Raw genomic sequence first — 21,449 nt, forward strand, 5'->3', positions numbered from 1 at the left:
CCGGCGCCTGAAACTCAACGGACAATCCACCAACCGAAGGGGCAACCATGGCCGGTCACGGATCCAAAAAGGTCATCTACGCGGCGCTCGCGGGCAACGCGCTGATCGCCGTCACGAAATTTGCCGCGGCGGCCTATACCGGCTCGTCAGCAATGCTTTCCGAAGGCATTCACTCGCTCGTCGATACCGGCAATCAGGGACTTCTTCTCCACGGTCTCAAGAAATCCAAGCAGGTGGCCGACGAGCGCCACCCCTTTGGCTATGGAGCCGAGCTGTATTTCTGGTCGTTTGTGGTTGCGATTCTGATTTTCGCGGTTGGTGCCGGGGTCTCCATCTATGAAGGGATCCAGAAGATCCTGCATCCGCACCCGGTTTCCGATCCATACATCGCCTATATCGTACTTGGCCTTGCCATGATTTTCGAAGCAGTGGCCTGGTGGATTGCCTACAAGGAGTTCGCACGGGTGCGCGGTACGCGCTCGACATTCGCCGCTGTGCGCGACAGCAAGGACCCGACGGTTTTCACGGTCCTGTTCGAGGACAGTGCCGCCATGCTCGGCCTGATCGTCGCCCTGGCCGGTCTCCTGGGCGTGCAGTATCTCGGACTTGAATGGCTCGATGGTGCCGCATCGGTGGCAATCGGCGTCATTCTTGCGCTGACCGCGACACTGCTGGCCTACGAGACCAAGGGCCTCCTGATCGGCGAAGGGGCATCGCCCGAGTTGCTTTCGAAAATCACGGCGATCATAAACGCCACTCCGGCCATCAGTCACCTCAACGAGATCCGCACCCTTCATCGCGGCCCGCGCGACATTCTGCTGGCTTTGTCGGTCGATTTCGTGGACCAGGTGAAAGCCGGATCCGTGGAAGAAACCATCTATTCCCTGGAGCGTACAATCAAGATGGAGATGCCGCAGGTCACGAGACTGTTCATCGAGGTGCAGGCCAGAAAGCACCACGAAGAGATGCTGGAAGAGGAAAAGGAGGCGATCGCGCCGGACAGCAAGTGATTCCTGTTCTGCCTGGATCGGGCGGATTGCTTTTACCCCGCCTGCTGCAGATGGCTGTCCCGCTTGAAGCCCTTCGGCCAGAGGAATTTCTTCTCATTTCCCCAGGCGGACAGAGCCGAGATCACCGGCGCCAGCGATGCGCCCAGTTCCGTCAGCCTGTACTCGACCTTCGGCGGGACGACCGGGTAAACGGTCCGTTCGATCAGCCCGTCCGTCTCCAGACTGCGCAACTGAGCCGTCAGCACGCGCTGCGTGATGTCCGGCAAGGCCTTCTGAAACTCGTTGAACCGCAACACCTGCCGTTCCATCAGAAGGTAGAGGATGACGCCCTTCCACTTGCCGTCAATCAGGCTCAAAGCTGCCTCAACCGAGCAGCCGGGATGGCACTCGTAGGTATTGCGGGTCGATTTTCCTGCTGCTCGTTTTACGGTATCCATTTTGTGCCTATATACTAATTCAGTAAGTGACTGCGAAAAATGTGCTTTCTTGCGCGCGTCGACTTTATGGTCAAATTGAGCGGTACGCAATTCAGGAGACAGCACATGCGTACCATCGGATATTTCGAATCTCTTCCCATTGAAAACCAGAACGCACTCATTGCATTCGAACAACCCACGCCCGTCCCGTCCGGCCGGGAACTGCTTGTTGAAATCAGGGCCGTAGCCGTCAATCCGGTCGACACCAAAGTCCGGACTTCGAGAACGCCCGAGAACGGCCAGCCGGTGGTTCTCGGCTATGACGCTGCCGGGGTCGTGGCGGCCACGGGGCCGGACGTGACCGATTTTGCAGTGGGGGACGAAGTCTATTACGCCGGCGACATCACCCGCCCCGGGACCAATGCCGAGTTTCATCTGGTTGACGAGCGTATTGTCGGCCGGAAGCCAAAGTCTCTGACCTTTGCCGAAGCAGCGGCGCTGCCCCTGACATCCATCACGGCCTGGGAAGCTCTGTTCGACCGCCTGAAGGTCAACGATCCGGTCGTCTCCGGTGCCAACACCCTGTTGATCGTCGGCGGCGCGGGCGGTGTCGGGTCCATTGCGATACAGCTTGCCCGCCAACTCACCGACCTGACGGTCATCGCAACGGCCTCACGGCCGGAAAGCCGAAGCTGGTGCCTGGACCTCGGTGCGCATCATGTGATCGATCATTCGAAACCGTTGGCTGCGCAAATCAAGGACCTGGGGCTGGAAGCGCCAGGCTATGTGTTTTCGACCACACATACGGAGCGGCATCTGGAGGATCTTGCCGAGCTGATCGCGCCTCAGGGGCGTTTCCTGCTGATCGATGAGGCGGAAAACCTCAGCATCATGCCGTTCAAGCTGAAAGCCGTTTCGATCCATTGGGAAATGATGTTTACCCGGTCGATGTTTCAGACCGCGGATATGGGCGAACAGGGCAAACTGCTCAACCGCGTTTGCGAGATGGTGGATGCGGGCAGGATCCGCACGACCATGGCTGATGTCATGGAACCCATTGACCCGCAAAACCTTCGTGAAGCGCACAGGAAAATCGAAAGCAACAAGACGATAGGCAAGATCGTTCTGGCCGGTTTTTGAGTTCGATTGCTTCCGGCGGCTTGCGAGATCGGCGCGGCATTGTCATGCTTCTTCACCGGAGGATGACAATGCCGATTGATGAAGACGCAGTCCGCGAAGAATTACTGAGACTCAAGGCCGAGCTGGAATCCTTGAGTGAAAACTCCGAGGAGGCCCGGGCAACGGTTGCGCTCGATCAGCAATCCGTCGGCAGACTGTCGCGCATGGATGCGCTTCAGGGCCAGGCCATGGCACAGGCCTCCGAACGTCAGCGGCGGGCGCATTTGCACCGCATCGAGGCTGCCCTCAAACGCCTGGACAAAGGCGATTACGGATATTGCGCCGAATGCGGCGAGGAAATCGCGGAACGACGGCTCCAGGTCGATCCTGCAGCGGCTCTGTGCATCAAGTGTGCTCGTTAGAGAGTTTGATGTGGCGGCGCAGACTGCGCAGGAAGTGAGTTACTTCCTTGGCAACAGCATCTATCGGAAACACCTGCAGGCTGGCTTCCGTCCAGCCGGTCTGGGAGTCAACGTCCGTGTGAGGTCCTTTGCTTGGCTATGCTCGGCGGCATCCAGGGGCAGATCGGCCGCCGTCCTGAGCAGCATGAGCTGCTCGTGAATGCGGCGCAGAACCGATAGAGCCGCGCCCATGGGCACCATCAGCCTTGGATCCTGCCGCCAGCTTCTGCCCTGGAACACTTCCTGGGTGACACGCTGGCCTGCCCCGTAACAATCGTAGGCGATGCAACCCTTGAACCCAAGCGTCGTCCGGTCCGCGAATACGGTACACTGGCCGCAATCATCGAGGTTCGGGCAGACTTCGCCGGCCGCCTTGTCAATGGCGAAGGATTCGGACTGGTCGAAGGCAAAGACCACACAGCACAATGCCGCACAGTTCGAACAGTCGGCTTCAAGATTCTCTCGTTTCATATGCTAGCGTACCATGGCTGTCGATTTGCGGGTGCTCCGCTGCGGCTGCAAATCCGTATTTTCCCACCCGATGTGTTTCTTCTCCGACCGCAAGCAGGTCAGAACGTCCGGGCCAGCGTTTCCAGTCGCGTGGTCGATTCAATCCAGCCGTCATGGAAACCCATTTCCTCGTGCTGCCTGCGCGCCTCTTCGGTCCAGTGCCGGGCACGGACGACATGGCGGGTCCGGTCACCGTCACAGGACATTTCGATGATCGTGGTCATGAACGGAACGACCGCCGGAACCTCGGCCGGTATCCAGCCGGCAGTATAGGCGTTGGTAAACACCAACCGCCGTTCGGGAATCGCGTCCAGGAACATGCCGGCACCATCCGACACATCGCCATTCGGACCGCGCATGACAATGTGGGTTGCCCCACCAGCGCGCGGCTCGAGGTTCTTGACCTCCGTCGTCCAGGACTGCGGCCCGAACCATTGCTCCAGCAGCCTCGGCTCTGTCCAGCAACGCCACACATTTGCGATCGGCGCATCCAGAAGGCGCACCAGCTGCAACTCGTGTCCTGCAGGTCTTTCACGGGTCATTGGATTGGCTCGACTGTTTCTCGTGCGTTCTGCGCGAGAGCCGACGGCTGTCGGCTCACCCTGTCATTGCATGGCGGCCCGGATGCTCCTGGAAATCCGGAAACCACCGCGGGGAACTATCGCTTTGTCGCTGCGTTCCAGAGTTGAACTCTGAAATCAAAAGCAGGCAGCGGTATGACCAAAATTCTCGTACTCTACTATTCCAGCTACGGCCACACTGAAACCATGGCAGGTGCCGTCGCCGAAGGCGCGCGGGAAACGGGTGCCGATGTGGTCCTCAAGCGGGTGCCGGAACTGGTGCCCGACGAGGTCGCCGAGAAATCGGGCTACAAGACCGACCAGCCTGCACCTGTGGCAAAACCGGACGAGTTGACGGAATATGACGCCATCATCTTCGGCACGCCGACCCGCTACGGCAACATGGCCTCGCAAATGAAGAACTTCCTCGATCAGACCGGCTCTCTGTGGGCCAACGACAAACTGGTCGGCAAGGTCGCAAGCGTCTTCACCTCGACCGCGACCCAGCACGGCGGCCAGGAGACGACCATCGTGTCGACGCAAATCGTGCTCTTGCATCTCGGCATGGTCATCGTGGGCCTGCCCTACAGCTTCAAGGGCATGATGAGAATGGATGAGATCACCGGCTGTTCGCCCTACGGCTCATCCACCCTGGCAGGCGAAGGCGACCGCCAACCCACCAACAACGAACTCGATGGCGCCCGCTTCCAAGGGCGGCACGTTGCGGAGATCGCCGGAAAGCTCGCCAAGGCTGCTTAGGATTTTGTGGCTGAAGTGGAAGCGCGAAACAGCGTGTCAACGAGCCGCGCTGGCAGGCGGGTGCTGTCGGTCAAGCGCTGTTCGCTCACTGAAATCCGAGCGGCCGACAGGTTGCAGGTAACATTACGGACTTTTCGAACTGCAACCCGTCACTGGACGGGCAAACCAGCATCCAGTTGAACTGAAGTCCTGCTCCTATTCGAGTCCAATGCCTTCAGTGTCCCGTTTTTCGCAATCCAGGCAGCAACCATCCCCTCACCGCAGGAACTGAAATGATCTGCGTCCTTGTACATGGTGCAATCGTCGAAAAACGGACTTTCAGGCACTGGGTAAAGATCAGCGAACCTGGCGTAGAAAAAGTTGCGGCGTTTTGACACTTCGAGGACATGGTTATCGAGAACAAACAATCTTTCCTGCTGGTTCTTCGCCATGGTCCGCATTGAAAGGTCGAATACCGCCCTGACCGGATCTGCGCCGTAGTTTGGAAACGGACCAAGCCAGACCGTCTGGGCGTAAGCTGAAAGATCAGACATGAGTTTCATCACCTTTTCAACATCGGCACGGTTCAGATTACTCTCCGAAGGGCTGGTGGCCGGTTCGGTTGCCGGGTGCCAGAATGTCGATTCCGTCTGGTGATAAATGACCTTTTCAATGTTTTGTCGGTTTTGCTCCACAAAGGGCAAGACATGCCGGTGGTACCAGTTCGACGTATGTGACTTGTGAGCCTGGTGTCCGTGAGCGGCCAGGCCCAGCAGGAAGTCATACGCTTCGGTTTTTGCCAGTATGTTGGAGATGTTCATGCCATGGCTGTCGCCAATGACGATTGTCGCCGGTCCGTAGCGTTGCACGCAATCGGCAAACCGTTCTTCCGTTTTGCCCTTGATGCTGCGACTTGAAAACACACAGTCGCCGTTGTCATACATAGCTGCATCGAAGTCGTAATTTACTGATCGAAGAACAGTCTCGTAGGTCGACGCGACGTCTTCCGGATACCGGTAGTAGATATATCCGTAATTCCGGATTCCGACGACGGAAACCAATACAAGCGCAGCAGTCAGTGGCAGCCCTGTGCCAATGAAGCCGGGCAACGTTACCGTCGCGCGGTTTCTGAACGGGACCTCGACAAACCGCCACGACAGGTACGAAAGAGGCACAACAATCAGGCACAGCGCGCCCATAATCGCCGGCGAAAGCGGCTCGTCCACACTAAGGCGAGCAAATGCAAAGAGCGGCTGGTGCCAGAGGTAGGCGCTGAAACTGATCAGACCGATAAAGACCAGCGGTTTGTTGGAGAGTATTCGATAGACGCGCCCGCCGCTGCGGGAAAACATCAGGATCAAGGCAGTCCCGACAACGGGAATGAGTGCATGCGGGCCCGGCGTGACCGTGTTGTCGTTGAACACTGGAATCGAGACCATGACGAGAACCAGTCCAATCCCTGCCAGTATCTCCGCCACCTTCCCGACGATCCTGTCGGCGAGACCTTTGCGAGAAGCGAGCGCACAGAGAACACCCGCCAGAATTTCCCAGACACGGCTTGGCAACAGATAGAAGGCGGTCAGCTTCTGCCCTTGGTCAATCAGGATTTGCGCCAGACCGATACTGAGGATAAACGCCACCACCAGAAACAGGGTCGCAAGCGACGCCCTGAGCCGGACGAGGACCAGAAGCAGGAACGGGAAAAGAATGTAATATTGCTCTTCGACCGCAAGGCTCCACGTGTGGAGCAACGGTTTCAGTTCGGCAGACGTATCGAAATAACCGGTTTGAGCCCAGAAATGGAAGTTCGATGAAAACGAAAGCACATAGAGCACGCTTTCGAGAAACTGCTTTGTCTGCAGCGGATTTGGAATCGTCAGCGCAAATGGGACACTGACGGCGGTGACGAGAAACAGCGCCGGCAGAATCCGGCGTGCTCGCTTTTCAAAAAACCTCAGGATTCCGAACCGGCCAAGTTCCCATTCTCGCAGACTGATCGCGGTAATCAGAAAACCACTGATCACGAAGAATATGTCGACGCCGACGAAGCCACCGCGAAACAGGGTGAAGTTGGCGTGGAAGAGGATGACGGCAGAAACGGCAATTCCGCGCAGGCCATCAATGTCCGCGCGATAACCGATTTGACCTGTCGAACTTTTTGAAGAATGCATTGGATAGAATTCAGGGCCTGGAAAAAATTTCGAGAACAAAAACAACTTGGTTGTAGCTCAGGAACTACCTTTTTTCACCGAAAAAGCTTGGGGCGCTACATTCCCCTCACTCCCACTCGATCGTTCCCGGCGGTTTGGAGGTGATGTCGTAGGTCACCCGGTTGATCCCCTGCACCTCGTTGATGATACGGGTTGCGGTTTCGCCGAGGAACTCGTGGCTGAACGGGTAGTAGTCCGCGGTCATGCCGTCGACGGACGTGACGGCGCGCAGGGCGCAGGCGTAGTCGTAGGTGCGGTAGTCGCCCATCACGCCGACCGTGCGCACGGGCAGGATCGCGACGAAGGCCTGCCAGATTTCGTCATAGAGGCCGTGCTTGCGGATCTGGTCGATATAGACGGCATCGGCCTTGCGCAGAATATCCAGCTTTTCGCGGGTGATTTCTCCCGGGCAGCGGATGGCGAGGCCGGGTCCGGGGAAGGGATGGCGCCCGATGAAGCTTTCGGGCAGACCGAGCTCGCGGCCAAGCTCCCTCACCTCGTCCTTGAAAAGCTCCCTGAGCGGCTCGACAAGCTTCATGCCCATCTTTTCCGGCAGTCCGCCCACGTTGTGGTGGGATTTGATAGTCACGGATGGTCCGCCCGAGAAGCTGACGCTTTCGATCACATCCGGATAGAGGGTGCCCTGGGCCAGGAACTCCGCCCCCTCGATGTCATTGGCGTGCTTCTGAAAGACGTCGATGAACAGCCTGCCGATCGTCTTGCGTTTCTGCTCCGGATCGGAAATGCCCTCAAGCTCCCCGAGGAACAGGTCAGCCTCGTCCGCGTGGATCAGCGGGATGTTGTAGTGATCCCGGAACATGGTGACAACCTGGTCGGCCTCGTTCAAGCGAAGCAGGCCGTGATCCACGAAAACGCAGGTCAGCTGTTCGCCGATCGCCTCGTGGATCAGGACAGCGGCGACCGAGCTGTCGACGCCGCCGGACAGGCCGCAAATGACCTTTCTGTCGCCCACCTGCGCGCGGATCTTGGCGATCGCGTCTTCCCGGTAGGCGCCCATCGTCCAGTCACCCGTGAAGCCGGCGAGACGGACGAAGTTCTCGTAGAGCTTCTTGCCATTGGGGGTGTGATGCACTTCCGGGTGGAACTGAACGGCAAAGAAATTCCGGACCGGGTCGGCGGTGATGGCGAATGGCGCATTCGGCGACGTGCCGTAGACATCAAAGCCCGGGGCAATCTCGCTGACGTGATCGCCGTGGCTCATCCAGACCTGCTCGCGGTCGGCCTCGAACCAGCCCTCGAGCAGCGGCAGCTTTTTTCCGTCGGTGTCACATAGGCGCGGCCGAACTCTGCCGTGCCATCGCCCCTTTCAACCTTGCCGCCGAGGCAATGCATCATCACCTGCTGGCCATAGCAAATGCCGAGGATCGGAACACCCAGTTCGAAGACCTTGTGGGGCGGCATCGGGGCGCCCTCGGCAAACACCGACGACGGCCCGCCCGAGAAGATCACTGCCTTCGGCGTGAAGTCCGCCAGGAAGGCGTCCGTGACGTTCTGGAACGGATGAATTTCGCAATAGACGTTCAGCTCACGCAGGCGCCGCGCGATGAGCTGGGTCACCTGAGAGCCGAAGTCGATGATGAGGAGACGGTCGTGCTGGGTCATGGGCAGCTTCTAACCGGTCTTTCCGTTAAAATGAATATGAAATTCGCACTTGAACCGGTCCCGCACAGCATTTTTTGCCGGTCCGGCGGGGCTGTGTGAGAGCCGTTATATGCCTGGCAGGCAAATAAAACAGCGGACAATCTGTGCACGGAGCAAATTCGCTTTTGACCCGCAGCCCCGGCCTACTTAGGTTAACCAAAGCCGTCGCGTCTCGGGACGGCAGGAACTGAGGCTGCAGGCAGGGGCTTGAGGATACTTTTGACCAAATGACCGCAGCTGCCCGTAAAGCTTTTGAAGAAGCCGTATCCCTGGAAAAATCAGGCGACCTGGACAAGGCCCTTGTCTCCTATCTCAAGGCGCAGGAACTTGCGCCCCAGGATACGGAGATCGCCTACCGGACCGCTTGCGCGCTGTTGCAGGCGGGCTACCTGGAAGAAGCGCAGTCGCAGCTTCGCCGGATCGTCTTCGCAGAACCCGATCACCTCAGTGCCCGCGCGAGCCTCGGCAATTGCCAGCTCCTCCTCGGCGATCTTGCCAATGCCAAGCAGAATTTCGCGGAAGTCCTCGAGCAGACACCTGACAACCGCAACGCGCTTTACGGATTTGCGAGTGTTCTTCTCAAGGAGGACATGACGGCCGACGCGGAAGTGCCGGTAAGGCGTCTTATGGGTCTGTTGCCGGAGTCGCCTGCGGTTCTATCGCTTTTCGCTGAAATCCAGGCGAAGTCCGATCAGAGCACCGCCGCAATTGCCGCCTACCGGAAAGCGCTCAAGGCTGCGCCGGATTATGTTCCCGCTCTTCTCGGCCTGTCGGAAATTCTGATACGCCGCAAGCGTTTCGACGAAATCATCGAACTCACCTTGAGAGCAAGCCAGCTTACTCCGGCAGATCCCCTTCCGCTTGAACTGATGTCGGATGCCCTCTCCGGAAAGGGAGCGCTGGAGGATGCCTACGAGGCGGCGGAAGAAGCTCTCAAGCGCAACCCGCGTTCGGTGCCGGTGCTGGTAAGGCTCAGCGTTCTGGCGCGCAAACTCGGCAGGCCTGCCGCGGGGCTGAAGTTCGCGCTTACCGGCTATGACCTGGACAACAAGGCACAGGGACCGCTGAATGCCCTGGGAGCAGCGCTGGCGGCCCAGAAACACGCCAACCAGGCCCGCTCGGTCCTGACGGCGCTCTCGGCAGGCAAGAGCCTCGATCCGGAGATCAGGCGTTTCGTGGAAAACCTGATTTCGGCGGAAGCTGGAAAACCCAGGACGGAGCCGGTCTCCGCCGAAGTGAAACCAGCCGCCGACGAAGAGCGTCCGCAGGAGAAGGCTCCGGTCGAGAAACCTGAAAAGGACCGGTCCGAGGCGGCCACGCAGGAAACCGGATCCGCAGACAAAAAGCCCCAACCGGATCCCGAAGCCTCGTCAGACGCACAGGGCCAGATACCAAACGTTCTCGGCCTGCAGCGTCAGGACAAGTCCTGATCTCATGAGCTTCGACCTGGCTGGCCCCGACTCAAGCCTGACGCTCGAACAATGCGACGAAAAAGCCGTCGGTTCCGGTTGAGGCGGGTGTCAGCAAAAGGTCTCCGTGTTCGGAGACATATTTCGGCTCACTTGCGCCAGGCAGCGCCTTTTTCCAGGCTTCCAATGCAGAGCTCGATTTGAAATCGGGGTGGTTCTCGAGGAACCACGCTGCCTGATTCTGGTTCTCTTCCGGCAATACCGAGCAGGTGACATAGGCCAAACGGCCGCCGGGCTTCACATACCGGCCTGCGTTTTCAAGGACATGGCGCTGATCCTCGATACGGTCGGCGAGCGCCTTTTCAGCCAGCCGCCATTTTGAATCCGGCCGGCGACGCCACACGCCTGTACCCGTGCAAGGGGCGTCGATGAACACCAGGTCCATCTGCCCGGTGAGATCTTCCAGCGTCGAGCTGGCCGGATCGCGGACCTGAATGTTGCGGACACCCGCCCGCTGCAACCGCTCATGGATCGGCGCAAGGCGCAGGCGGTCCGCATCATAGGCATAAAGCTGCCCCTTGTTCTCCATTGCAGCCGCCAGGGCGAGCGTCTTGCCACCCCCGCCGGCGCAATAGTCGAGAACCTGCTCGCCGGGTTTTGCCTGTGCCAGAAGGGCCGCCAACTGACTGCCTTCGTCCTGAAGCTCGAACCAGCCCTTGCGGTATCCTTCCTCAGCCTGGATATGGGGCATGCGCCCGAGGCCGGGTTTGGCTTCGATCCGGAGACACAGCGGAGACAGGGAAGTCGGTCCGGCGCCGGTGTGCGCCAGGCGTTTGAGCAGTTTTTCCCGGTCGGCTTTCAGCGTGTTGGCCCGCAGATCAACCGGCGCGCGCCTGGCAAGCGCCCTGCCCTCTTCAACCGCGTTTTCTCCGAAAACGGCCTGAAACGACGGCCACAGCCATTCGGGGACATCCGCCTGCGATGCTGGGGCTGGATCCGGCGCCTGCCCAACGGACAGCGTCCGCGCTTCCGCCTCGCTCAAGGGCTCGGGAGCATGCCGGTCCCCCGAAAGCGTTTCGGCCAAGGCTTCGACGCCTTTTTGCCAGGTGCATGAATAGGTTGCCAGAATGAGCGCGCGCGGCGTCTCGTCCTGCATCAGCGCGGCAAGGGAGGCCTTGTTGCGCAGCGCGTCGAAAACCAGATTGCCGATAACCGTCCGGTCGCCGGAGCCGGCGAAGCGGTGTGCCGCGCCCCAGTCCCTCAGTGCGATCTGGACCGGTCGGTGGCGGGTTTCCACTTCTGTCAGAACTTCAATTGCCGCCGCGAGGCGTCCGCCATCTTTCATGCTGATCCTTTGGTGCGGGGTCTAATTCCCCTGCACCGCGTGTTATTTATCAAATGTTGGAAGGATAGTTCGGGCTTTCCCGGGTGATTGTCACGTCGTGTGCATGACTTTCCCGCAGGCCCGCGCCGGAAATCTGGACAAAACGCGCCTTTTCCTGGAAGTCCTTGATGTTCTTGCCGCCGACGTAACCCATGGCGGCACGCAGTCCGCCTGCCAGCTGATGAAGAACGCTGCTGAGAGAGCCCTTGTAGGGCACCTGGCCCTCGATCCCTTCAGGTACCAGTTTCAGGCTGTCGCGCACTTCCGCCTGGAAGTACCGGTCTGCGGAGCCCCGCGCCATGGCGCCGACCGACCCCATGCCGCGATAGGATTTGTAGGACCGACCCTGGTGCAGATAGACCTCGCCCGGGCTTTCTTCGGTGCCCGCCAGCAGCGAACCGACCATGACGGAACTTGCGCCTGCGGCAATGGCCTTGGCCAGGTCGCCGGAGAACTTGATGCCGCCATCGGCGACGACCGGAACGCCTTGCTTGTCGGCTTCATTGACCGATTCAAGAATCGCGGTCAGTTGAGGCACGCCGACGCCGGCGACAATCCGCGTGGTGCAGATGGAGCCCGGTCCGATACCGACTTTCACGGCATCGGCCCCCGCATCGATCAGGGCTTTGGTACCATCCGCCGTGGCGACGTTGCCCGCCAGCACCTGGACGGAATTGGACAGGGTCTTCACCTGTTTCACCATGTCCAGGACCTTCTGGGAATGGCCGTGGGCGGTGTCGACGACCAGCATGTCGACGCCGGCATCGATCAGCCGTTCCGCGCGGGCGAACCCTTCCTCTCCGACACTCGTGGCCGCGGCGACGCGCAGGCGTCCCTGGCTGTCTTTCGAGGAATTCGGATTGAGCTGTGCCTTTTCCATGTCCTTGACGGTGATGAGGCCGATGCAGTTCCGGTTCTCATCGACGACGAGGAGCTTTTCGATCCGGTTCTGGTGCAGAAGGCGCTTGGCGTCTTGCTGGCTGACGTTGTCGCTCACCGTGACCAGCTTGTCCTTGGTCATCAGTTCGTGGATCTTCTGGTTCGGATTGGAGGCGAAGCGCACATCACGGTTGGTCAGGATGCCCACGAGCTTGCCGGTCGTCTGGCCGCCCGTACCGCCGTTTTCGACCACCGGCACGCCGGAGATGCCAAAGTGCTTCATCAGGTCCAGAGCATCCTGAAGCGTGGCATCCGGGCCGATGACAAGAGGATTGACCACCATGCCGGATTCGAATTTCTTGACCATGCGGACTTCTTCGGCCTGCCGGTCGAGCGACAGGTTGCGATGAATGACGCCGATGCCACCCGCCTGCGCCATGGCGATTGCCAGGCGCCCTTCGGTAACCGTATCCATCGCCGACGACAGGATAGGAATATTGAGTTCCAGCTCTCGCGTGACCTTGGTCCGCAGGTCCACCTGCCCCGGCATGACCTCCGAATGTCCGGGGATCAGCAGGACGTCGTCAAAGGTCAGGGCCAGTTGACCGGTAGACGGGACAAAGAAGGAAGCCATTGCCAATTCCCCTTTTGAAAAGATAATTAAGACGCACGCCAGCTAAGGCCTGCATCTTTCGAGTCGCTTCGGCTGTGCCGGAGAAGTTGGCGCGGGTCAATAACATGCAGGTGACAGAAAGAAAAGGGGCATCGCCTTTCTTTCCATGCCTATGAGCCTATCCGCGGCATTCCGCGGCCTGTGCGCTGCGGCACCTGTCCGCCCGGTCAATCCGGATCGAGATCGCTGCCGCGAAAGCCCTTGGCAATGACATACAGCTCCGGACTTTCCTTGCGGCTTGCGGGCGGTTTCAGGTGAGAAACCGTCTTGAATTCGCGTTTCAGGTCCTGCAACAGGGCGTTTTCGGTGCCGCCCCGGAAAACCTTTGCAAGAAACGAACCGCCGGGAACGAGATTCCGGCGGGCGAAATCGATCGCAATTTCAAACAGGTGAGTCGTCCGCAGGTGGTCCGTCTGTTTGTGGCCGGTGGTCGGCGCGGCCATATCCGACAGGATGACATCCGGCTTGTGACCGCCGAGCGCCTCCAGCAGGGCTGCCGGCGCGTCGTCATCGAGAAAATCCTTCTTGAGAAAAACGGCGCCGGGAACGTGGTCCACGTCGAGATAGTCGATGCCGACCACCTTCGGCGCCTCGGCGCTGGACTTCACCCTCTCCACCGCGACCTGCATCCAGCCGCCCGGTGCACAGCCCAGGTCGACGACCCGGTAACCCGGCTTCAGCAATTTGTGCTTGTCGTCGATTTCAATGAGCTTGTAGGCGGCTCGAGACCGGTAGCCGTCCATCTTCGCCCGGCGCACATAGGGGTCATTGAGCTGCCGTGCCAGCCAGCGGGTTGAAGATTCGCGGCGCCCCGCGGCCGTCTTCACCTTGACGTGGAGGCCCCGGTCGCCCGTTCCCTTCTTTTTGCACCGCTCATGCTCTGTTCCTTTGGCGGCCACGTTCGTGCCGGTTACCGGACTTCCTGTGTGCCCAGACACCGTCAGCTGCCATCAATTCGGTTAAAATGCCCTCGCGCAGGCCACGGTCCGCAACCCGCAGCCTTGAACAGCTCCAGCGCCGGCGGATCGCCTCGAGAATGGCGCATCCGGCCAGAACGAGATCGGCGCGGTCCGCGCCGATGCAAGGGTTCTCGACGCGAGCCTCATAGGGCATATCGCGCAGTTGATCAATCATCCTGGCGACATCGCCGTCTTCCAGCCATGTGCCGTCCACCCGGCGCCGGTCGTACCTTTTCAGGCCCAGATGCACGCCCGCAAGGGTGGTAACGGTTCCCGACGTGCCGAGCATGTGCACCTTGCCCGAGGAAATGGCCTCGGTGAGGCTGCTCGCCAGGCTGAAAGACGCCAGGTGTCCGGCCGCGTCTTCGATCATTGCCTCGAAGACCTCGGGCGTGACATGAACACCGCCATGGCGTTCAGCCAGATTGACGACACCGACCGGCAGCGAGATCCAGGACCGGATAAAGCGCGTCAGGGCGTATCCGCGAGCGCCGCATCGATTGCGCAGGTCGAGCCAGACGATCTCCGACGATCCGCCGCCGATATCGAACAGGATAACGCCGTCCGCATCGTGATCGACGAGCGAAGCGCATCCGGCAACGGCCAGGCGCGCCTCCGTCTCGCGGTTGACGACTTCCAGGGCAAGGCCAGTTTCGGATTTGACGCGGTCGATGAATTCGGCACCGTTTTCCGCCGCGCGGCAGGCTTCCGTGGCAATCAGACGCGAACGCGAAACGCCTCTGTCAGCCAGTTTACGATGACAATTGGCCAGCGCATCTATGGCGCGGTCCATGGCGGCGTCGCTCAGCCGCCTGTTGGATCCGACCCCCTCGCCCAGGCGCACGATGCGGGAATAGGCATCCACAACCCGGAACCCCCGTTCCTCGGGGCGGGCAATCAGGAGGCGGCAATTGTTGGTTCCAAGGTCCAGGGCGGCATAGAGCGGCGCGCCGTTCTGAGCGTTTCTGGCATAGCCGTTCTGATAACCGGGGCGGTGGCGGCGAAACTGTTCACTGCCGTCCTTCGGCACGCGGATGTCTGCTTGCTTCGCGGCGCGTTCGGGCGGCGTTTGCCCCAGGACCTGGCCATCGGAGCGGAGGTCCGGCGACGGCGTGGCTGCCGGAGAGCCGTTGTGAACAGGCTGTCCGTTGGCAGGGCCATTTTCGGCCTGCCGACGACGACGGCCACGTCTGCGCGCGGCCTTCTTGCTCTTGAAGCTGGTTGGCGCCTCGGCGTTGTGCGGATTGCCGTGCCCTTCAGCTATACCCGCGACACGGCCGTTGGCGCCTTCGCTCCCGGCCGGCGGCGAACCATGTCCGCGCCTGCGTTTCTTTCGCCGTTTTCCTGAGCCCGGTGCAGATCCTTCGGCGTCCGCGGGCCGGGCCTGCGGATTGGTAATCTGATCGACGGATCCGGATACAGTTCGGGCCTGGACTGGTCCCGGGTCTTGAGGCGTTGTTGCTGCTGCAGCGGCATTGCCCTGCGCAAACCCATTGCCTTTCGGACCCTGGCCGGAGCGGCGCTTGCGGCGCCGTTTGGCCGATCCCCTGGACCCTGAGCGGGCCCCGCTGTTTCCGGACACATCAGCGGTACGACGCCCGTCCGAGGGCGGTTCCTGACCTGACTGAGTCACGTTTATGCCTTTCAGGCCTCCCGCGCACCTGCCACATTCACGGGGCACAGCTGGAAGCCGTATCTTTCGTTGTCAAAACTGTAACAGGTTGCCTGCCGATGGAAAAGCTCTCTTTAAGTCTGACAGCGGGGCTCCTCAGCGAGAGCCGGGCAACGAACGTAATTTCACAAAAAATTCCAAAACGGCTCTTGCAATCCGGAATACGATGACGGTATATCCGGCAAAGAAATCGCAGCGGACGGTTTAAACCACATCCGTTCGCAGCCAGATGTCCATATCTTGGGCCTCGTTGGGGAATAGGTTAACGGTAGACCCACGGACTCTGACTCCGTTAGTCCTGGTTCGAATCCAGGTTCCCCAGCCAACTCTTCCGTAAGTTATTGATACGTTTCAGAAAAGCGGACCACGATTTCCGTGTTTTCAGTCGAAGCGTCCAACTGATGCCCAAAACTGGTCCCCGGAACCGGTGCCCTCGCCTAATGCTCTCAAATTCCACGTCAGACATTGACCGGAAGCAGCCATTTCGCGTGAAAAGCCCCAATCACTGGCGGACCAGAACGCAGGAGCTACCTGCCGCCGCAATAGTCCTTTGCAAAAGGATCAGTTTGCTCTAGCCCTGAAAGACATGGAGTGTTTGCAGGGGGGCTTCCGGTTGCATGAATCCAGTCGGAGACAGACCGCTGCAGTAGATGGTGTGAGCCTGCGCTCGAGCCTGATCGACCATGCCGCTGCTCAGGCGGCGATGCAGCCATGGATTGAAATGGAGTGCATTCAGCTCGGCCAGGGCAAGTGTCTGGGAGCGTTGCACAGCCTCGAACTGGGAAATCAGCGCCTCGTTCGTGAGTGTCAGGAAACTGCGGTTCAGAAACTGGGCGCCACACCGGACAATCTCTGCACAATCTCCTATTGCACCCTGGACCCGGCCTTCCGGTTTTCAGAGCACGGAGCGGGCGACGCGGACGCGATCTTCTTTTTGCCGGAGAAGACCGAGTTCGACCTTCATGTTCCGGCCGGAGCGCAGACCACTTATGTCAGTCTCGACCAGGTTGAATTCCTGGACGCTGCACGCGTGCTGAACCCTGCCGAATGGGAAATCGCCCCACAGGGGATCAAGCTGCTCTATTCAAGGCAAAAGGCCCTGTTCCAGGATGCGGTCGAGGTGTGGTTCAGGGCCGCCGGCATGGCTGCCAGACAGCGCGGTGCGCCGGTGGCGGACATCATGCGCCGCCTTCTGTTTCAGACGGTGCTGCAGATCGCGACGTCAACGACACAAGCCCCCGCGGAAGCAGTGCCGCCCGCTGCGCGGCTCCGTGCGTTCCGCATTTGCCGCGAGGCGCGTGCCTTTGCCGAAGACCGCATTGAGACCGACGAGCCGCCCACAATGGTCGACATCTGCAGGGCGGTCGGTGTCAGCGAGCGTACGCTTCAATATGCCTTCGGTGCCTACGCCGGAATGTCCCCGATGGCCTACCTTCGCCTGTTGCGGCTCAACCGCGTCAGGACAATGCTCCTGAGGTCGACTCACCGGGAGACGACCGTGACCGCGGCGGCCATGCGGTTCGGGTTTTTCCATCTCGGCCGTTTTTCCCATGACTATAAGCGCGTTTTTGACGAAGCACCGTCCGCCACGCTTGCCTGCTGAGCCATTCGTCGACCCCCGCCGACCGACAAGTTCGTCCGCTCCCTTAACCATTGCGGAAATCGGATAGTCACTCTCCAACCAAGCGCGCTATCCTGTTGACGAATTGCATCGGCTTGCTTCGCTCGCCCCCTGGCGATGCGGATGAAAATGCAATCCGTCGGCCCACCTGCGAGACAGCTTCGGATACCTGAGGTCATGACCCAACGTGCCACGCCCACAAACCGCCCAATGCCTGGATGCCTTGTCGCCGGCTTGCTGGTCGCGATGTCCCTGCTTTTCCCCGTGTCTGCCCAGGCCGTTGATCTCGATATCTATCTGACCGGTATCCGGATCAAATACGGTTTGCCCGCGATTGCGGCCGCCGTGGTAAAGAACGGCGAGATCGTCTCGGCCGCCGCCGTCGGCACGCGCATTCTTGGGGAAGACATTCCTGTGACGATCGATGACCGTTTCCATATCGGTTCGAATACCAAGGCCATGACCGCGACCTTGGCCGGAATGCTTGTGGAAGAGGGGAAACTGCGGTGGGATTCCCGGGTCGGTGAGATACTCGGCGACGATGTGAAGGGAATGAGTGCAAGCCTGGCCAACGCTACGCTCGAGCAGCTGCTTTCCCACTCAAGCGGCATTCCCAGCGACAACGAGACGATCCTTGACCTCTATTTCAGCGCCGATGTCTTTGATCACAACCTGACCGATCTGCGCCTTCGCCTGCTGAACGCTTGGAAGAACAACGAGATTTCCGTGCCTGATGGGTCGCCGTTCCAATACTCCAACCTGGGCTATGTCATTGCCGGGATGATGATTGAGGAGGTCACGGGGACGCCCTGGGAGCAGCTGATGCGCCAGCGGATTTTCACGCCCCTGGAGATGCGCACGGCGGGACTCGGGCCCCAGGCGACCTATGGGCGGGTCGACGCGCCGGTCGGACACCGGATTGAGCCGGACGGCAGCGTGACACCAATGCTTTGGGGACCTGCAGCAGATGTGCCGCAGGTCATCGCTCCGGCCGGCAATGCACATATGTCGATTTCCGACTACGCCAAATGGGCAGGCTGGAATGCCGGTAAGGGTGGGCGCGGGCCGGTGCTCGTGTCGCCGGAGACGTTGCACCACCTCCAGTCCGTCAAGGTCCAAACGCCCGTTCGGGACAACCCGCCGCCAGGAACGCCGGCCACGGGCGGCTACGGTCTTGGCTGGGGTACCGTGAGCTTTGACTGGGCGGACAGGCCCCTGTTGACCCACAACGGCTCGAATTCAATGAACCTTGCCCGGATTGTCATCGACCCGGAGCAGGACCTCGCCATCGTCGTGACGACCAATTTTCCCGGAGCCGCAGCCAATACGGCGGCGGGCGCCGTCTTGCAGCATCTTTACGCGACCTACACCCGCTAGATGACGGGTGGGGTCGGACCGGTCTCGCAATCTGTCAGATCCGCGGCAGACCATTCAGGAGGAAATAGCATGTGTCAGGATTGTACTAAAGGAACCATCAGCCGCCGGGGGCTGTTTGCAGGCGGCCTGGCACTGACCCTGGCGGCCTCGTCAGGCTCCATGGCGTTCGCGCAATCGAGCGAAGCACCGCCGGCCACGCCCGATGAAGCGCTGAAGCGTTTGATCGACGGCAACGCCCGTTATGTGGCGAATTCGCCGATCAACACGGATCATTCTGTCGGCCGGTCCGCCCGGTCCACGGGACAACAACCTTTTGCGGCCGTCGTAACCTGTTCGGACTCCCGCGTCGTGCCGGAGCTGATTTTCGATCAGGGACCGGGCGATCTTTTTGTCGTCCGCGTCGCGGGCAATTTCATCAATGAGGACGGGCTGGCAAGTCTGGAATTCGGCGCTGCCGTTCTGGGCATCAAGACGATTGTCGTTCTCGGGCATACATCCTGCGGCGCGGTCCGTGCCACGATCGAGTCCATCCAGGACAAGATCCTGCCCCCCGGCCATCTGCCGAGCCTTGTCAATGCGATCCGTCCCGCGGTCTATGACGCCATGGCCGATAATCCGGCCGATCTTCTGGCCGCTGCAACCGCGCAGAACGCCAAGCTCAACGCGGAAAAGGCGGCCGTTGCGGATCCGATCCTGTCCGACTTCCATGCCTCGGGAAAGATCAAATCCTCCGCCGGAATATATGACATAGCCACCGGGAAAGTGGCGTTTCTATAGCGAGCGGTGTGATCCGCGTGGTGAGTGCAAAGACGGAGGCGCCGGTGATCCCGGCGCCCACGGCACACCCGGTCGATGCTCTAAACCAGCTTGATCCGGAAACCTCCGACGAGCCCGGCCGTCAATCGAGGAGACCCTTGTGTGCAAGTGAGCGCAGGCGGATGAGACCCATGGACAGATGGGCTCGCCGGGTCAATGCGGCCGCGTGGATGTCGCCCAAGGCGACGGCACCGGCTATCTCCTCAATTTCGCGGCTGAAAATCTCGACTTCCTTCGTCAGCGCCATGTGGGGCAGGTAAGTCAGCCAGATCCGGCAGGTCTGGTAAAAAGCTTCTCCGAGACATCCCGCAAAGGTTCGTTGTCGGACAACTGCTGGAAGGCGTGGAAGAAGTCGATGTTCAGCCGGGCAAACTCTTCCCAGGTCGGCGTCTCGCGAAGCCTGGCCGCCTTCTTCCGCATGTCTTCAAAAAGGCCCTTCAACGTGTCCGTAGCGGGGCTTGGCGACAGCTTTCCCGCCAGTTCGTTGAGTTCCATGCGCAACTGATAGACCTGAATGAGTTCTTCCAGGTCGACTTCGCTCACGATTGTTCCAACGCCCTGTTGCGACTGGAGCAGGCCGTCAGCTTCGAGGATCTGCAAGGCCTTGCGGAGCGGGGATCGGCTGACGCCGAATTCGGCGGCCAGGCCTTCCTCGGTGAGCTGGGTTCCGGGCGGATAGACAAGCATGCAGATCCGGTCCCGCAAGACCGAATACATGATCTGGAACCGCTCCTGAGCGTTCGCTGCCCTTTCCAGCCAGGCCGCGACATCTATCGTTTCGAGTTCGTGGAACGGGCTCATGCCGGTTGCAACAGGGTCTTTTCAAGTCCCGACAGCATGGAGAGGCATTTCTCAAGCTGGTCGAGCGAAATGAATTCGTCCGGCTGGTGGGCCTGGGCGATCGAGCCCGGACCGCAGACGACCACCGACATGCCGAGCGCCTGGAACAGTCCCGCTTCCGTGCCGAAGGAGACGACATCGCAGAGATTTGCCCCCGTCAGGGCCGTGACGATGTCCCTCGCCTCGTTTTCGTTTGCAACCGCCAGGCCCGCGACTTCGCCGATCACTTCTGTCACGATATCGGCATCGGGATAGACCTGCTGCATTTGTGGCAGCAGGACGTTTCGGCAATAGGCTTCAAGGACCGCCTTCACTTCCCGTGCATCTTCGTTCCGCACCGGGCGCATTTCCCACTCTACCGCACAGTGGCGGGCGATCACGTTGCGCGCGGAACCGCCTTCGATCCGGCCCGTCTGCAGCGTCGTCCACGGAGGCGAGTAACGCTGGCTGTCAGGTCCGGCCTTATCTTTCATCTTCTCGGCGACCTCCATCATCTTGCCGATGAAGGCGGCAGCCACATGGATGGCGTTGACCCCTTTATCCGGTTCGGAGCCGTGTCCATCCGTGCCATGAAAGGCGGTCGTATATTCGTAACAGCCCTTGTGGCCCTCGATGACGCGCATTTCTGTCGGTTCGCCGATGATGGCGACGGAGGGCCGGATGTCCGCTGCCTGGAGTTCCTCGACCAGATGCCGGGCTCCGAAACAGCCAACCTCCTCGTCGTAGGTGAGCGCTATGTGCAAGGGACGCTTCAGGTCCAGGGCGGCGTAGTCGGGCGCTTTTGCAAGAACCGCGGCGATGAAGCCCTTCATGTCGCAGGTGCCACGGCCATAGAGAAGCCCCTCCGCCTGGCGCATCTGGAACGGGTCGCTTGTCCATTCCGCAGCATCGACCGGAACCACGTCCGTGTGTCCCGACAGCACGATACCGCCGGACGTATCGGGACCGAACGTTGCAAAGACATTTGCCTTCCTGCCCGTGCTGTCCCAATAGACCTTCACGCGCGCACCGCAGTCTTCCAGCAGACCGGCCGCGTACTCGATCAAGCCGAGATTACTGTCCGCCGAAACAGTCGGAAAACCGATCAGCCGGTCGAGGATGGAAATCGTGCGTGTGAGATGAGCTAAGGACAT

Annotated in this window: 19 protein-coding genes, 1 tRNA gene and 1 pseudogene; 9 read left to right on the plus strand and 12 right to left on the minus strand. The window is 60.2% G+C overall.

Going from position 1 to position 21,449, the window contains the following annotated elements; translation table 11 throughout:
• The first annotated feature begins 47 nt into the window (after window positions 1-47).
• Window positions 48-1,010 carry a cation diffusion facilitator family transporter gene (locus ON753_RS10135; protein WP_265962394.1) on the plus strand — a complete coding sequence of 321 codons (963 nt, stop codon included), beginning with the start codon at window positions 48-50 and terminating at the stop codon, window positions 1,008-1,010.
• A 32-nt stretch (window positions 1,011-1,042) separates the two neighbouring features.
• Here ON753_RS10135 and ON753_RS10140 read toward each other — a convergent pair whose 3' ends face one another.
• Entirely contained in the window at window positions 1,043-1,447 is a 405-nt protein-coding gene (locus ON753_RS10140; protein WP_265962395.1) for a winged helix-turn-helix transcriptional regulator, read from the minus strand.
• 105 nt (window positions 1,448-1,552) lie between these two features.
• On the opposite strand from ON753_RS10140, the gene ON753_RS10145 reads away from it, so the two are divergent.
• Both ON753_RS10145 and ON753_RS10150 read left to right on the plus strand, forming a co-directional pair.
• The gene (locus ON753_RS10145) at window positions 1,553-2,566 is read left to right on the plus strand and encodes a zinc-binding alcohol dehydrogenase family protein (protein ID WP_265962396.1); all 1,014 of its coding nucleotides are present in this window, start codon (window positions 1,553-1,555) and stop codon (window positions 2,564-2,566) included.
• Between the two features lie 62 nt (window positions 2,567-2,628).
• Complete coding sequence (locus ON753_RS10150; RefSeq protein ID WP_377047030.1) at window positions 2,629-2,967, plus strand: TraR/DksA family transcriptional regulator; 339 nt, start codon at window positions 2,629-2,631, stop codon at window positions 2,965-2,967.
• A gap of 60 nt (window positions 2,968-3,027) precedes the next feature.
• Here ON753_RS10150 and ON753_RS10155 read toward each other — a convergent pair whose 3' ends face one another.
• On the minus strand, window positions 3,028-3,477 hold the full coding sequence (locus tag ON753_RS10155) for a hypothetical protein (protein ID WP_265962398.1): 450 nt from the start codon (window positions 3,475-3,477) through the stop codon (window positions 3,028-3,030).
• A gap of 98 nt (window positions 3,478-3,575) precedes the next feature.
• On the minus strand, window positions 3,576-4,058 hold the full coding sequence (locus ON753_RS10160; protein ID WP_265962399.1) for an SRPBCC family protein: 483 nt from the start codon (window positions 4,056-4,058) through the stop codon (window positions 3,576-3,578).
• 174 nt (window positions 4,059-4,232) lie between these two features.
• Between ON753_RS10160 and wrbA the strand changes: the two genes are divergently transcribed.
• On the plus strand, window positions 4,233-4,835 hold the full coding sequence (gene wrbA / locus ON753_RS10165) for an NAD(P)H:quinone oxidoreductase (RefSeq protein WP_265962400.1): 603 nt from the start codon (window positions 4,233-4,235) through the stop codon (window positions 4,833-4,835).
• A 149-nt stretch (window positions 4,836-4,984) separates the two neighbouring features.
• On the opposite strand, the gene ON753_RS10170 is transcribed toward wrbA, so the two are convergent.
• Entirely contained in the window at window positions 4,985-6,985 is a 2,001-nt protein-coding gene (locus ON753_RS10170) for an acyltransferase family protein (protein ID WP_265962401.1), read from the minus strand.
• 106 nt (window positions 6,986-7,091) lie between these two features.
• Window positions 7,092-8,647 (minus strand): annotated as a pseudogene (gene guaA / locus ON753_RS10175) (glutamine-hydrolyzing GMP synthase).
• A gap of 266 nt (window positions 8,648-8,913) precedes the next feature.
• On the opposite strand from guaA, the gene ON753_RS10180 reads away from it, so the two are divergent.
• Entirely contained in the window at window positions 8,914-10,116 is a 1,203-nt protein-coding gene (locus ON753_RS10180) for a tetratricopeptide repeat protein (protein WP_265962402.1), read from the plus strand.
• Between the two features lie 31 nt (window positions 10,117-10,147).
• Here ON753_RS10180 and ON753_RS10185 read toward each other — a convergent pair whose 3' ends face one another.
• The 4 genes from ON753_RS10185 to ON753_RS10200 form a co-directional block, all read right to left on the minus strand.
• Window positions 10,148-11,440 carry an RsmB/NOP family class I SAM-dependent RNA methyltransferase gene (locus ON753_RS10185; RefSeq protein ID WP_265962403.1) on the minus strand — a complete coding sequence of 431 codons (1,293 nt, stop codon included), beginning with the start codon at window positions 11,438-11,440 and terminating at the stop codon, window positions 10,148-10,150.
• A 49-nt stretch (window positions 11,441-11,489) separates the two neighbouring features.
• Complete coding sequence (gene guaB, locus ON753_RS10190) at window positions 11,490-12,992, minus strand: IMP dehydrogenase (protein ID WP_265962404.1); 1,503 nt, start codon at window positions 12,990-12,992, stop codon at window positions 11,490-11,492.
• A 206-nt stretch (window positions 12,993-13,198) separates the two neighbouring features.
• Window positions 13,199-13,930 carry an RlmE family RNA methyltransferase gene (locus ON753_RS10195; RefSeq protein WP_265962406.1) on the minus strand — a complete coding sequence of 244 codons (732 nt, stop codon included), beginning with the start codon at window positions 13,928-13,930 and terminating at the stop codon, window positions 13,199-13,201.
• Window positions 13,905-15,572, minus strand: coding sequence for a Ppx/GppA phosphatase family protein (locus ON753_RS10200; protein ID WP_265962407.1), 1,668 nt, complete (start codon window positions 15,570-15,572; stop codon window positions 13,905-13,907). The genes ON753_RS10195 and ON753_RS10200 overlap by 26 nt, the downstream gene beginning before the upstream one ends.
• A gap of 341 nt (window positions 15,573-15,913) precedes the next feature.
• Here ON753_RS10200 and ON753_RS10205 point away from each other — a divergent pair.
• The 4 genes from ON753_RS10205 to ON753_RS10220 all read left to right on the plus strand — a co-directional run bounded on the left by ON753_RS10205 (window position 15,914) and on the right by ON753_RS10220 (window position 19,437).
• A tRNA-Gln gene (locus ON753_RS10205) sits at window positions 15,914-15,987 on the plus strand.
• A gap of 330 nt (window positions 15,988-16,317) precedes the next feature.
• On the plus strand, window positions 16,318-17,265 hold the full coding sequence (locus tag ON753_RS10210; RefSeq protein ID WP_265962408.1) for a helix-turn-helix domain-containing protein: 948 nt from the start codon (window positions 16,318-16,320) through the stop codon (window positions 17,263-17,265).
• Between the two features lie 195 nt (window positions 17,266-17,460).
• Window positions 17,461-18,660, plus strand: coding sequence for a serine hydrolase domain-containing protein (locus ON753_RS10215; protein ID WP_265962409.1), 1,200 nt, complete (start codon window positions 17,461-17,463; stop codon window positions 18,658-18,660).
• Between the two features lie 69 nt (window positions 18,661-18,729).
• Window positions 18,730-19,437: a carbonic anhydrase gene (locus ON753_RS10220; RefSeq protein ID WP_265962410.1), complete on the plus strand. Its 708-nt coding sequence runs from the start codon at window positions 18,730-18,732 to the stop codon at window positions 19,435-19,437.
• A gap of 121 nt (window positions 19,438-19,558) precedes the next feature.
• Here ON753_RS10220 and ON753_RS10225 read toward each other — a convergent pair whose 3' ends face one another.
• Genes ON753_RS10225 through argE form a run of 3 tightly spaced genes read right to left on the minus strand, consistent with a single transcriptional unit; the run spans window position 19,559 to window position 21,449 of the window.
• On the minus strand, window positions 19,559-19,723 hold the full coding sequence (locus tag ON753_RS10225; protein WP_265962411.1) for a hypothetical protein: 165 nt from the start codon (window positions 19,721-19,723) through the stop codon (window positions 19,559-19,561).
• A 14-nt stretch (window positions 19,724-19,737) separates the two neighbouring features.
• A complete protein-coding gene (locus ON753_RS10230) occupies window positions 19,738-20,277 on the minus strand; it encodes a GntR family transcriptional regulator (protein WP_265962412.1) in 540 nt (179 codons plus the stop codon).
• Window positions 20,274-21,449 (minus strand): acetylornithine deacetylase, encoded by a 1,176-nt coding sequence (gene argE, locus ON753_RS10235; RefSeq protein WP_265962413.1) that lies wholly within the window; start codon window positions 21,447-21,449, stop codon window positions 20,274-20,276. The genes ON753_RS10230 and argE overlap by 4 nt, the downstream gene beginning before the upstream one ends.

Origin of the sequence: Roseibium salinum (assembly GCF_026240905.1) — a bacterium.
Classification (GTDB): Bacteria; Pseudomonadota; Alphaproteobacteria; order Rhizobiales; family Stappiaceae; genus Roseibium; species Roseibium salinum.

What these genes read in the sequence shown, in the direction of transcription:
- wrbA (WP_265962400.1), top strand. Translation starts at nt 4,233, where the DNA reads ATGACCAAAATTCTCGTACTCTACTATTCCAGCTACGGCCACACTGAA.
- ON753_RS10170 (WP_265962401.1), bottom strand. Translation starts at nt 6,985, where the DNA reads ATGCATTCTTCAAAAAGTTCGACAGGTCAAATCGGTTATCGCGCGGAC.
- ON753_RS10150 (WP_377047030.1), top strand. Translation starts at nt 2,629, where the DNA reads ATGACAATGCCGATTGATGAAGACGCAGTCCGCGAAGAATTACTGAGA.
- ON753_RS10135 (WP_265962394.1), top strand. Translation starts at nt 48, where the DNA reads ATGGCCGGTCACGGATCCAAAAAGGTCATCTACGCGGCGCTCGCGGGC.
- guaB (WP_265962404.1), bottom strand. Translation starts at nt 12,992, where the DNA reads ATGGCTTCCTTCTTTGTCCCGTCTACCGGTCAACTGGCCCTGACCTTT.
- ON753_RS10220 (WP_265962410.1), top strand. Translation starts at nt 18,730, where the DNA reads ATGTGTCAGGATTGTACTAAAGGAACCATCAGCCGCCGGGGGCTGTTT.
- ON753_RS10180 (WP_265962402.1), top strand. Translation starts at nt 8,914, where the DNA reads ATGACCGCAGCTGCCCGTAAAGCTTTTGAAGAAGCCGTATCCCTGGAA.
- ON753_RS10185 (WP_265962403.1), bottom strand. Translation starts at nt 11,440, where the DNA reads ATGAAAGATGGCGGACGCCTCGCGGCGGCAATTGAAGTTCTGACAGAA.
- ON753_RS10145 (WP_265962396.1), top strand. Translation starts at nt 1,553, where the DNA reads ATGCGTACCATCGGATATTTCGAATCTCTTCCCATTGAAAACCAGAAC.
- ON753_RS10160 (WP_265962399.1), bottom strand. Translation starts at nt 4,058, where the DNA reads ATGACCCGTGAAAGACCTGCAGGACACGAGTTGCAGCTGGTGCGCCTT.
- ON753_RS10155 (WP_265962398.1), bottom strand. Translation starts at nt 3,477, where the DNA reads ATGAAACGAGAGAATCTTGAAGCCGACTGTTCGAACTGTGCGGCATTG.
- argE (WP_265962413.1), bottom strand. Translation starts at nt 21,449, where the DNA reads ATGTCCTTAGCTCATCTCACACGCACGATTTCCATCCTCGACCGGCTG.
- ON753_RS10230 (WP_265962412.1), bottom strand. Translation starts at nt 20,277, where the DNA reads ATGAGCCCGTTCCACGAACTCGAAACGATAGATGTCGCGGCCTGGCTG.
- ON753_RS10215 (WP_265962409.1), top strand. Translation starts at nt 17,461, where the DNA reads ATGACCCAACGTGCCACGCCCACAAACCGCCCAATGCCTGGATGCCTT.
- ON753_RS10140 (WP_265962395.1), bottom strand. Translation starts at nt 1,447, where the DNA reads ATGGATACCGTAAAACGAGCAGCAGGAAAATCGACCCGCAATACCTAC.
- ON753_RS10225 (WP_265962411.1), bottom strand. Translation starts at nt 19,723, where the DNA reads ATGGCGCTGACGAAGGAAGTCGAGATTTTCAGCCGCGAAATTGAGGAG.